Raw genomic sequence first — 11312 nt, 5'->3', positions numbered from 1 at the left:
TATAGTAGATAGTATGGAGAAACTTTACATAACACAGGGCTTTACATATGCGGTTGCACATCGCGATTATAATAGTAATGCCAGTGTACAGGTCATGTTGTTTAAAGACCGGTTGGAAATATGGAATCCGGGGCGATTGCCGTATGGCCTGACTCCCGAAAAATTAAAAAAGCCGCATAGTTCCATCCCTGCTAATCTTTTACTGGCGGAACCGATGTACCTCGCCGGTTATATCGAGCGGATGGGAACAGGTACGGGTGATATCATCCGCTGGTGCAAGAGCGCAGGATTGCCAAAAGAGCCGGAATTCATTCAGGAAGATTTTTTTAAAATTATCATCTGGAGGAAGGATTCAGAAGTCGGTACTACAGGACAAGCTACAGGACAAGCTACAGGACAAGCTACAGGACAAGCTACAGGACAAGCTGTAAAGAATAGTATTCCCGAAGAAACACTGAGATCAATCAGAAAGATAGTTCATATAATCGATGAAAGTTCGACACGTGAGGAGCTGCAAGAAGCGTTGGAATTGAAAGGCAGAGATAACTTCTTAAAGAACTATCTCTATCCGGCTATTGAGTTCGGTTACGTAGAAATGACCTACCCTAATACTCCGAATCATCCGGGACAACGCTATCGATTGACCGGGAAAGGATTTGAATTAAAAAAAGATCCATCAAAATAAGAACAATGAACAAATTCCAGTCGACATATCGGGTGGCATGTACAAAGGGGCCGGACATATTCAGGTGAAGCAGAGAGCGTTGGCAGCCGGTCTTACTCTCTATATTCTATGTTTTGAAGCGCGTGAGCCGAATTTGGCCAATAATTACAAAAATAACGAACAATACGAACAATTAATGAACGATTATTTTTTGAAAAAATATTTTGCACCTCTTCCCTTTGCACCTGATGACTATAATATGCCTTTTTCAACTATTTCTCCAAGTTCTTCTGATGATAAGGTCTGTTTAGTTTCATTGATTTCTCTATATTCAGCGTTAGTAATAAAATCATGCTCTTTTGCATATAATACAGCAGTTTCCTGTCTTAAATCGGATACAGAAACATGAGGAACGGGTACCCCATCATCCCATCGCTTTCCTTTCTTTTGAAGCATGAACTTATCTAAGGCAGCACCTTTTAATTCCTGCTTTGTACTACCGCTCCGATAATGCTGTTGCATGGGAGGCCGATTACCGAAGTATGCAAACCAATATGATTCCGGGAGAATCAAAGTCATATACTGAATTAATTGAGCGATTAACGGAAGTTTTTGTATTTCTATTCAGTTCAAGAAGTAGAAGATACAATAAATCATGCCCAAATTGAAAGCGGAATGACAAATTATTGCACCCAGAATTGAATCTGATTTTTTTCTACATAAATAAAATAGGATGCTCACTAAAAACATACTCAAAACCCAAATATCATGTTTACAACAACGGAGTCATATACAGTGGAAGATAAACAATGCCATTATCCTCTTTTAAATCCTTATCGTGGAGAACATAAGGCGTAGAGAGCTGATTGCCATACTTCGCGATACATTTCTTTAACGAGGTGATTGCATATCGATTGCCTGATTTTACCTCTATTGGAGAAATGTTATGCCGGCTGGTTGTTACAGCTTTGGAGATAAGGAAATCTATCTCCATCCGGTCATCCGCTGATGTTTTTGAATAATTACTGAAAAAGTAAAGTTTGTGGTTTGATGCCCGCAGCATTTGTGCCACTATATTTTCGACTAACATGCCTGCATTTACCTCCAGTTTGTCGAACATCAACTTCCGGTATAACTCCTGGCTAACAATACCTCGTTCATCAAAGGCATGACTGATGAGCAGTCCGGTATCACCCATATAGCATTTCAATGTGGTACGTTCCTCGTTCAGTTTCAGTCCGATGCCTGGTTCCGTGGAATTATAGCTACAGTTGATGATTTTCGCATCGCTTAACCAAAAGAAAGCATCCGAGTAATCACGCATTCGAGCTTCATCCTGCAAGGCGGAAAGGCGGAACTTCTTTTCATGCTTTTGTAGCTGAGCCGGGATCTCTTCAAAGATAGCCGAGACTTTGGTCTCCTGACTATCGGCATATTTACGAATGTCATTTCGATAAAGTGCGATAATATCACGTTTCACTTCATCGACCCTTTCGAAATCCCGTTTCTCCATGTATTTAGCAACCGCTTGTGGCATACCACCTACGATAAGATACTGACGGAAGTAATCCAAGGCTCTGCGATGGAATGTTCCCATGGGTTGGCGATTCTCAAATTGATGACGAATATAGGGCATCATCACCTCATCTCCCATGGCCCAAAGAAACTCCTCGAAGTCCATGGGATACATCTCGATGGCATGTTCCTCTGATGGCAGCATGATGTTCTTCACGTTCTTTTTGATAGAGATAAGTGAGCCGGTTTCTATATAATCATATCGATGATCGGCCACCAGATGCTTAATGCTGGCACGAGCGCGAGGGCAGAACTGCACTTCATCAAAGATGACAAGAGAACGAGCCTCTTCATCTGCCGACTGACGGGGAGTGAGTTTTTGTTTGAAATAGACCTCCAAATTAAGGATGAGTGTATCAAGATCATCCAAATAGAGATCGAAGAACTCTATCACCTGAGGATTCACCGTGCTAAAATCCACAAGGATATAAGAATCATATTCGTTACGCGCAAACTCTTCAACAATATAACTTTTGCCTATACGTCTGGCACCTTCAATCAAAAGGGCCACATCCCCCTTCCGTTCTTGCTTCCATGCGAGCAATTTTTGATATATTTTTCTTTTCATACAGACTATATACAATGCTATTTAAACTGTTCAGATAGAAGATTCACACCTTTCCAAGGTTTTATGTCAATATAAAATCACACCTTTCCAAGGTTTTATTGTGATGCAAATATACACATTTTCCAGGTTTTGGCGCGTAAATAGGATTTTTTTAAATTTTCACCAAAACAACACAAGGAATCAGTCAGACTCTTGTATCTTTTGATGAAAAGAAAAAAGTTATCTAAGATAATATGGTCGAAAAATTTGCCAAAGTGCATAATCCAGAGCATATCCAGCCATTTTGAAGAAAACCTTTTGGCACTCGTCCCACGTAAAATAGGGCTTTGAGGTGCTGTCATTCCGGCAGATATCCGGCCAAAACAGGGGAAAAGCGCGGTTTTGCATCCGGATTCTCTTGGTACGAACGGATGCTCGATTGGATACAACGAAAAGAAACTCCTAAAAACTCCAAATCGGCTCCGAATATTTTCAAAGTTTTTGAAAGTTTACTTTCAAAACTTAGATTATAATTCTAAGAATTTTCCGATAAGCGGCATTCACCTTCCGGTTCATTGCATTGTTTCTTCAAAGCAATCGTATTCCTCCGGATATGTGTCCATCCATTCTTTTATACGTTGCTTAAAGTCTTTAAATTCCTGTTGACCCATAAAATTCTTTTCGCTATTACAAAGATAATCAGCTTCTCGCAAAAAATCACTACTTTTACACCTCAATACACAATTATGGGTTTATGTATTTATTATCGTGGGCAAATTAAAGATGCCACTTCCTTACCTCATTTAATTGAGGAAGTAAAGGACATTGTGAATATTTATAGATGGAAATATGAAATTGACGAACGTTCTTTCCCGAACAACACTCTTGATAATCAAGAAAATCTCGAATCCATCTATGGGATTAGTTTCACGCCCTCGAAATGTGAAACAATTTCTTTAACGTTTCTCTCCAATGGTGTCATGGTTTGTCCTACACGTGTGCTCTTTTTCGGAAATTCCAAAAATGAAACCGAAAGGAATTACATTTATCATCTATCTGCTAAAACCCAATTTGCCGGGATGGCCACCCATGCTATAATCATAAATCTTTTCAGATATCTGAGCAATAAATACTTATCGGATTTCGAGATGAAAGATGAAAGCGGGTATTGGGAAACCGCAGACGAGAATGTGTTGCGCGAGAATTTCAAAGCTTATGATGCCTTGCTGGATAATTTCACCTTATCCTTACAAACTTTTCCGGTAAAGAAAGGAGAAACCATGTTTTCTTATTTTGAACGCTTATTGAAACATATCAATAAACTCAAGAAATCATAATCTGTTTGTTGTTTCGAGTCACATTTTTCGTATTTGCTGATAATCCTATCAAATAACCATCAAATAAAACACTCTGTATATTAGCACATTATAGCACAACCTCTCCTTTTTGTCAAATAGCCATCAAATAAAAACACATTCCATTGGTATGCCAGCATTTTCTATACTTCTGTCGCTTGTACTGATTTTATTTTTCATACAGAATCCAAATATTTAAGTGTTTCCACAAATTTAAGGATATATTTTATATCTCAAATCCTCCTAAGAACCTTCGGCCTCTCTCTGTTGTAACATACTTCTGATTAGAAGATTTGGGTTCATCGTTTATTGTATATTCCAACAAACATCTTGCTCAAATGCAAAAGGAAACAAACACAAAGCACGCAGCTAATAATGAATAATTTAGATTAAATAATAAAGACAACAAAACCGGGTTTACGCATGTTAGAAAATTCGTATTTACGAATGTTTCATCTTTATTGCCCAAAGAAGACACTGTGTGCTATTACAGCGACCATCCCATACTGACATCTCAGATTGGGATGGCTGAGGAGTGAAATCGGTTACTTTTCCTTCGTAAAAAACCTTTCCCTGCCGTCCCGTTTTATCGTCATCTGGCTTTTCGTGGTGTCGAATTCAATAACGATGCCCGTAGGGGTGCCGTTATCAATTTTGAATTTATCCTGGGCCGTTGCTTCAAGCGGGACCGTGGATTGTGCCCCAGGCGGTTGCGCATAAAGCGTGGTGCCTTCTCTGGTGATCGTAAATTTCACGGGAGCGTCGGTTGTCGTATAAACTCCGATGTATTTGTCCAGCACTTCCGGGCTGATAGCGATTGATTCAAAGGTGGGAATCTGAAACGGTTTATTGTAGTAAATATCGACAACGCCGCCCACAATATCCTTTACCGGGTAAACCTTCGCATTCGTGGTGTAGGCGACGGCCAGTTTTTCTTCCGGCTGGTAAGCCACCCACGCTCCGTAATTGTCAGCCCCGCCCGTGTGCCCGTAGAAAGTCTTGTCGGCGAACTCGAATGTCACCATTCCTGACCCCTCGCCTTCCCTCATCATTTTCATCTGATCGAGGCTCTCCTTTGACACGATCTTCCCGTCGAACAGCGCCTGAATGAATCTGGCAAGGTCGTTCGGCGTCGAAACAATTGCACCTGCGCTGAAGAGGAGACCTGGATGGGTTTCGGGTACCTGTTTCCAGTCACCACCAGGGACCATAAAATAAGTAAGACTTTCATTCTTGTTCACGTCAATGTTCCCGGTCGCGGTGTAGGTATCCCTGAGCCCGATCTTTGTGGCAATTTTTTCCTGAAGGGCCGCCTCGTAGGATTTGCCGGTTAACTTTTCAATTATAATACCCAAAACGAAATAGCCGGAGTTGCTGTAAAGAGACTTTGTATCCGGCTCGAAATCGGGTCTGGCTTTTACAATAAGGGCGAGGTGTTCTTCTTTTGTCATGGGGGTTGTTTTCATATTCCCCTGACCATTCTCCTCACGGCCTATGTTAGGGATACCGCTTCGATGCGAGAGTATTTGCAGGATAGTAATCTTATTGGCGTTCGGCACTTGCGGCAAGAATTTGTCGAGTGTGTCGGTCAGCTTCAATTTTCCTTCATCTACGAGTTGCAGGATCATCGCGGCAGTGAACATTTTGGTGATCGAGCCGATCCGGAACCTGCTCGTCGCGGTTAAAGGTTTCTTTTCGGTGCCGCTAATCCGGCTGTAGCCGATAGTGCGGGTGTAAAGGACCTTACTGTCTTTGACGATGACGAGACTTCCCATCGCCTTATTCTTTTCGGCAAGCCGGTCAAAAAATTGATCGAGTTTGGCTTTGTCCACCGTCTGTGCATATGTTGTGGTAAACAGTGCCAGCGTCATTATTGTTCCAAATAATATTTTAGTGTTCATAGTCCTGATCTTTCTTTTTATAAATACAAAGTACTTTGAAATACAAAGCTAACTAAAGTATTTTGTATTTCAAAGTACTGTTCGAAAAAGTTTGAAAAAATATTTCGAATTATTTAGAGAGATTCGTAATGACAAATAACAGTACACAACATCGGGTATAAAATATAGCGGTTTTAATAGTATGAGAAGCGTTGATGCTGGCAGCAAGGTTCTTAACGGGTGATAGAAATGCAGTTCCACAATCCGCTACATTTCATACCCGTGACCGTTGTAGGCAATTTAGGGAAAACTCTTCGAGAAACAAGCAGTAACAGAAAATTGGAGTTTTAGAGAGTTGAAACGCCAAATCAGTACAGCATTGTTCCAAAGATTGGCTTTGAGTAAAGATAAAGAAGGCGTTCTGTTGCTTGCAGAGAAAGGTCAGGAGGTGATATTGCCAGAAGATACAATACTGCCCCCCGGATGCCGAAGGTTTTCTCACTTTGAGTTGTGTATGCTCCATTAGCTGTCAGCAAAAATCTTTTTAACGAGCCATGGTGATGAGGACAGGCACTCAAAGGAGACCGGTTTTATCCGTAAGGTGGAAGTAATCTACAGAAATTCATTACTTTTCTACTTTATATCTTATTCCGAGGATAGTTAAGCTACAAAATTTCGACCAATTAATTGATAATGTTTATCAAACGCATTGTCAACTACAATTGAATGCAGAAAAAGTAGTTAACCTCAATCTAACTATAAGATTCAATGATCCACTTGAACGCCTATTCTACGAAGTGGAAGCAATAAAAAACAACTGGAATGTCAGGGAACTGGAACGCGCCATTAATACGGCATTATACGTTCGAACTGGCTTATCAACCTTGCTCAAAATACTTTTCTGAGACTTGCTCTGATAGGATGCGGTGTGAATTCCCAATTGATTCATCCTTTTGATATTTATCCTGGTCGGCCGAAACAGGGTGTATTGTTCTAACCTAAAAGAGCGTAATTTAACGAGACGATTTTAATGAGAAAGAGCCCCATTGGCCGGTTTTTAGAATTTACTGTCGGTTGCAAGAAGAAATAGCTTGAAAGAAAGAATCTAATTTTAATGAATCTATTGAGTTATTTACTCATTTTATTGAGTTATTTTGCCAGATATAGTGAGTAAATTCCGGTTCGTTCCTTAAAAAGTCAAACTTCTGGGACCGTTTGGCATAATCTCTATTCCCAAAATATGTTCCACATACTGAAAATAATAAAACAGTTTATGGTTCAGCTCAAAGCCATAATCCACCCCCTGTTCATACCCGTAAATTGGCTGAAAGAATGATCTTCTCCGGGTCTGGGTAGCATTATAATTCCAGGCTGAAACATATTGGTAGTTCCAGTTTTCGTAATACTGTTGTGAACGGTATTTCGCCGGAGAATTCTGAAGCATATACCATGTTTCGAATCCCGTATCGAATACAATCAGCTCGTATTCGACGGAATCCTCTTGCATAACCTCCTTTTCGTTCGGTTCAATCTTTACAATCCCTTTTGGCCCTGAACAAGCAACTATAAATGACAAAACCGCAAATAAAAATAAATAAAATATCTGTTTCATAACCATCGGTTTTTGATATACTATCAACAGTCCGGTAAAAAGTTGCGATCGTATCGTAATTTGTTAATTGTAAGCAGATTACGCCTTATAAAAAACATATTACTTGTTTCCTTGATTATCAGTAACCTATGCATAAATTTACCGACCTACTATATATAACAAATTATTTGGAGAAATAGATGAAATTAAAGAAAAGATAAAAGGATAGAAACAATGGAAGAGTGACAAAAAACTAATGGATTTTTTAGATTCCCTGTAGGATATGTGCTAACTTTGCGTGGTTATTTATGTTGTGTTGAAAATGGTTGTAAGACTTATATACAGAGAATTAGGATCGGGTGCCAACATAAATGGCTACGCAACATATGAGTTAAAAGCCGATAAATTCAGACCTGAACACTTGGGACAATTGGATTTCTATCTGGAAGCATTAGACCGGGATGTAAAAAAACAAAACGAAAATCCAAGTATTGGTATTCTGTTATGTAAAGATAAAGACAGTGAAGTGGTAGAATATGCTTTAAGCCGTTCTCTATCCCCGACAATGGTTTCAGCATATAAGACCCAACTTCCTGATAAGAGATTATTACAGAGAAAATTACGTGAGATATTTAATTAGGCAGGAGTTAACAAATAGATATTTGAGCAGGAGCCTCCCGCCCAAATACAAACGTCGGGAGTAAATAATGTCTGCTGGAATAGTAAAAGAAAAATCTTTATGAGCGAGATAATGATCCGAGAAATCAAAGAGAACCCCTTTGACACAATCAGTCAAAGACGTATTAGGTAAATAATTCGGTTATGGGCGAATAGGTTTCTTTGTCGGAAGTTTCGGAAACATCTTGCGGAAACGTATCAGATAGATTTTAATATTGCTGTCTGCAACGATGATTGCTACGGCCAGAATGATCAATATAATCCCGCAGATAATACGCAAAGTGAGTGTCTCACCAAACACTATTACTCCGAAAAAAACGGCTGTTACAGGTTCCAATGCACCAAGTATAGCGGTTGGTGTGGAACCGATATATTGAATTGCGCTGGTGGTGCAAAGAAACGATATGGCTGTCGGGAAGACCGCCAGCGCTATAAGATTAAACCAGAGATACCATTTCTCCGGCATTATCAGGTTTACCCCCAAATTGACACGTATCAGGAATAGAGAAAGTCCGAACAGCAGAACATAAAAAGTAATTTTGAGAGTAGCGACGTCTTTTAGTATGGGACGGTTCACTCCGACGATATAAATAGCATACGATAAAGCCGAGGCCATAACCAGTAGGGTTCCTGTCAGGCTTAAAGTCGAACCGTCGCTCCCTTTAAAAAGCAATGCAATACCTCCCAATGCCAACAAAATGCACAGTATAGTCAGCAAGGATATTTTCTCTTTGAAAAAGGCTACCATAATCAGGGCTACCATGATGGGGTAAACAAATAACAGGGTCGATGCTATTCCGGCTTCCATGAAATTATAACTCTGGAAAAGGGTTAGTGAAGAAAGAGCCACCAGAAGTCCTAAAGCAATTAAGGGTAAGATTTCCTTTTGTTTTAACTTGAAATTACGTCCACGCACCTTGATCATAATTCCCAAAATAGGGATCGCGAACAGATAGCGGAAAAACAGCACGGAATCCGGATCCATTCCCGCCTGGTATAGTGGAAGCGCGAATAATGGATTCATTCCGTATGTGGCGGCAGCGATGGTCCCTAGTATATATCCTTTTGCTTTTCCGTTCATATTTTACATTTTCAATAAACGGATGCAAAAGTACAACATTTGGAAATAAAGAAATCCAAAATGAAAAAATAAAAATATGCTTAATCATCTCCTCTTTTTAAGGTTATAAGCAAGAATCACTTTCATTGATTCGATCTTCACAAACTGCACCTGAAAGGATAATCCGACTTCTTCCCATCTCAAATCAATTTGAGGGTAGTCATGTTTTAAAAAGAGAATTTTCCTATTTGTCAGGTAAAGAATCCGTAACCATTAGGTTTCTATATTTATAATAATAACCGATATTTGCAGTAGCAAAACAAAGAAAAATAAAAAAGGCTACTGTTGGCTTACGAACTGCAAAACAGTTATAATCAAGAAAAATAGAATGAATAACAATAAACAGAATAAATCATGGAAAAAATACCAGAGAATTTGGGATTGCAGACAGCAATAGTAACAAAATTGACAGAAGATCCGGGCAAGGAATTTAAAATAGAAGTAACGATTGCCGATCCTTCAGGCGGAGAAAGGAAACTTCGGGCACAACTTGCTAATTTTTCGGGAAATAACCCTTTCGGATCTTTTTTTATTCCGAAAAAAGGTGATGCAGTTATCCTTGGCTTTTTCAACAATGATCCGTCACGCCCTGTTATTTTAGGTACACTGTATTCACCACCTCCACACGAACTGAAAGAACAAAATTCGGTTCAATCCATTATTACCAGATCGAAAATGAAACTGGAATTTGACGACGACAAGAAAACCATTACATTGGAAACGCCAGAGAAGAATGTCATTACAATCAGCGATGAAAACAAAGGACTCTCTCTGACAGACCAAAATAAAAACACAATAGAATTGAATGATAACGGGATTACCATCCAATCGGCAAAATCAATCACCCTGAAAGCCCAAACCGGAATAAAGATCGAAGCCGGAACAACCTTGGAATCCAAAGCCGGAACAACTCTTAATCTACAGGGAATAAATATAGAAGGAAAAGCCCAGGCGAATTTAAAAATGTCAGGTATGGCGGCTGCCGAATTATCCGCCTCGGGACAAACAACAGTAAAAGGAGCGATAGTGATGATAAATTAGGAAGGAGAAATGAATTATAATAAAAATCAAAATTAAAAACGATATGCCAATAGCAGCAAGAATAACGGATATGCATAGCTGTTCGATGCAAACTCCGGCTTTTCCCTCTCCTATTCCTCATATAGGTGGACCTATTCTCGGACCGGGAGTGCCGACTGTATTAATCGGGAGTCTTCCAGCCGCTGTGATGGGGGATACTTGTGTTTGTACCGGTCCTCCCTCCTCTATCGTAAAAGGTTCGGCAACGGTTATGATAGGAGGAAAGCCGGCAGCCCGCATGGGTGACTCTACTGACCACGGCGGCAGCATTGTCACAGGATGTCCGACAGTTATAATAGGAGGATAGTTAAAGTGCAACATTTGGATTAGGAGATATTGAGTAAATTTATAAGACTTCGAGCAGACACTTGTTAATTATTCCGGAGCATAGCCGGCCAATTGGTTCGCTTTGTTTTTCCCATCGTTCCAATAATTCTTTCTCAAATAGAGCGAATCTTCTTTAGTAGGCAAAAATTAAAAATGTATTTTTATAAATAAGTATGTTATATAAGGAATATCAACCCGACGCAGTATAGTAAAAGTCTCTCCTGAAGGAATAAGGAGTTTGTGTAATACATCGGAGGATGATATGATCTTTATGTGTATTCAATCCAAAGAAAATTCATTGAAGAATATACTTATGATGACGGAAAACGAATTGACTATATCTCGCAGTGGAATCTATCCTAAAAACAAAACACCCGACTTTAACCTTTTAGGGTGTAAAATCGGGTGTTTGTTTTGCAACTTGTTGATTTTCAACATTATTTGCGGTATGGACGGGACTCGAACCCGCGACCCCCTGCGTGACAGGCAGGTATT

General features: G+C 39.7%; 12 protein-coding genes. 5 read left to right on the top strand and 7 right to left on the bottom strand.

Annotation, left to right across the window (positions count from 1 at the left end; genetic code table 11):
• The coding region (locus Q0502_RS13305; RefSeq protein ID WP_298651503.1) for a Fic family protein at positions 1 to 685 on the top strand (685 nt) is incomplete at its 5' end.
• A 231-nt stretch (positions 686 to 916) separates the two neighbouring features.
• Here Q0502_RS13305 and Q0502_RS13300 read toward each other — a convergent pair.
• From Q0502_RS13300 to Q0502_RS19055, 4 genes are all read right to left on the bottom strand, one after another.
• Positions 917 to 1186 (bottom strand): hypothetical protein, encoded by a 270-nt coding sequence (locus Q0502_RS13300; protein ID WP_298651505.1) that lies wholly within the window; start codon positions 1184 to 1186, stop codon positions 917 to 919.
• Between the two features lie 102 nt (positions 1187 to 1288).
• Positions 1289 to 1414: a hypothetical protein gene (locus Q0502_RS19060; RefSeq protein WP_366521797.1), complete on the bottom strand. Its 126-nt coding sequence runs from the start codon at positions 1412 to 1414 to the stop codon at positions 1289 to 1291.
• Positions 1415 to 1436: 22 nt separating this feature from the next.
• Entirely contained in the window at positions 1437 to 2807 is a 1371-nt protein-coding gene (locus tag Q0502_RS13295) for an AAA family ATPase (RefSeq protein ID WP_298651500.1), read from the bottom strand.
• A gap of 551 nt (positions 2808 to 3358) precedes the next feature.
• Positions 3359 to 3457 (bottom strand): DUF6043 family protein, encoded by a 99-nt coding sequence (locus Q0502_RS19055; RefSeq protein ID WP_366521796.1) that lies wholly within the window; start codon positions 3455 to 3457, stop codon positions 3359 to 3361.
• A 156-nt stretch (positions 3458 to 3613) separates the two neighbouring features.
• Here Q0502_RS19055 and Q0502_RS13290 point away from each other — a divergent pair, with 156 nt between their 5' ends.
• The gene (locus Q0502_RS13290) at positions 3614 to 4123 is read left to right on the top strand and encodes a hypothetical protein (protein WP_298651497.1); all 510 of its coding nucleotides are present in this window, start codon (positions 3614 to 3616) and stop codon (positions 4121 to 4123) included.
• A 563-nt stretch (positions 4124 to 4686) separates the two neighbouring features.
• Here Q0502_RS13290 and Q0502_RS13285 read toward each other — a convergent pair.
• Together Q0502_RS13285 and Q0502_RS13280 are read right to left on the bottom strand one after the other, a co-directional pair.
• Positions 4687 to 6042: a serine hydrolase domain-containing protein gene (locus Q0502_RS13285; protein ID WP_298651494.1), complete on the bottom strand. Its 1356-nt coding sequence runs from the start codon at positions 6040 to 6042 to the stop codon at positions 4687 to 4689.
• A gap of 1168 nt (positions 6043 to 7210) precedes the next feature.
• Entirely contained in the window at positions 7211 to 7633 is a 423-nt protein-coding gene (locus Q0502_RS13280) for a DUF6146 family protein (RefSeq protein WP_298651491.1), read from the bottom strand.
• Positions 7634 to 7934: 301 nt separating this feature from the next.
• On the opposite strand from Q0502_RS13280, the gene Q0502_RS13275 reads away from it, so the two are divergent.
• Positions 7935 to 8252 carry a PDDEXK nuclease domain-containing protein gene (locus Q0502_RS13275; RefSeq protein WP_298651489.1) on the top strand — a complete coding sequence of 106 codons (318 nt, stop codon included), beginning with the start codon at positions 7935 to 7937 and terminating at the stop codon, positions 8250 to 8252.
• Positions 8253 to 8432: 180 nt separating this feature from the next.
• On the opposite strand, the gene Q0502_RS13270 is transcribed toward Q0502_RS13275, so the two are convergent.
• Positions 8433 to 9371, bottom strand: coding sequence for a DMT family transporter (locus Q0502_RS13270; RefSeq protein WP_298651487.1), 939 nt, complete (start codon positions 9369 to 9371; stop codon positions 8433 to 8435).
• A 393-nt stretch (positions 9372 to 9764) separates the two neighbouring features.
• Between Q0502_RS13270 and Q0502_RS13265 the strand changes: the two genes are divergently transcribed.
• Positions 9765 to 10451 (top strand): phage baseplate assembly protein V, encoded by a 687-nt coding sequence (locus tag Q0502_RS13265; RefSeq protein WP_298651485.1) that lies wholly within the window; start codon positions 9765 to 9767, stop codon positions 10449 to 10451.
• 43 nt (positions 10452 to 10494) lie between these two features.
• Entirely contained in the window at positions 10495 to 10797 is a 303-nt protein-coding gene (locus tag Q0502_RS13260) for a PAAR domain-containing protein (protein WP_298651482.1), read from the top strand.
• The last annotated feature ends 515 nt before the right edge of the window (positions 10798 to 11312 follow it).

It is taken from the genome of uncultured Proteiniphilum sp. (genome assembly GCF_937873925.1).
Taxonomy (GTDB): domain Bacteria; phylum Bacteroidota; class Bacteroidia; order Bacteroidales; family Dysgonomonadaceae; genus Proteiniphilum.
This window is presented reverse-complemented; position numbering and strand designations above follow the sequence as displayed.

Bases quoted from the DNA above. Each gene is read 5' to 3' on its own strand.
- Q0502_RS13295 (WP_298651500.1), bottom strand. From the start codon at position 2,807: ATGAAAAGAAAAATATATCAAAAATTGCTCGCATGGAAGCAAGAACGG.
- Q0502_RS13275 (WP_298651489.1), top strand. From the start codon at position 7,935: ATGGTTGTAAGACTTATATACAGAGAATTAGGATCGGGTGCCAACATA.
- Q0502_RS13300 (WP_298651505.1), bottom strand. From the start codon at position 1,186: ATGCAACAGCATTATCGGAGCGGTAGTACAAAGCAGGAATTAAAAGGT.
- Q0502_RS13260 (WP_298651482.1), top strand. From the start codon at position 10,495: ATGCCAATAGCAGCAAGAATAACGGATATGCATAGCTGTTCGATGCAA.
- Q0502_RS13270 (WP_298651487.1), bottom strand. From the start codon at position 9,371: ATGAACGGAAAAGCAAAAGGATATATACTAGGGACCATCGCTGCCGCC.
- Q0502_RS13265 (WP_298651485.1), top strand. From the start codon at position 9,765: ATGGAAAAAATACCAGAGAATTTGGGATTGCAGACAGCAATAGTAACA.
- Q0502_RS19060 (WP_366521797.1), bottom strand. From the start codon at position 1,414: ATGTTTTTAGTGAGCATCCTATTTTATTTATGTAGAAAAAAATCAGAT.
- Q0502_RS19055 (WP_366521796.1), bottom strand. From the start codon at position 3,457: ATGGGTCAACAGGAATTTAAAGACTTTAAGCAACGTATAAAAGAATGG.
- Q0502_RS13280 (WP_298651491.1), bottom strand. From the start codon at position 7,633: ATGAAACAGATATTTTATTTATTTTTATTTGCGGTTTTGTCATTTATA.
- Q0502_RS13285 (WP_298651494.1), bottom strand. From the start codon at position 6,042: ATGAACACTAAAATATTATTTGGAACAATAATGACGCTGGCACTGTTT.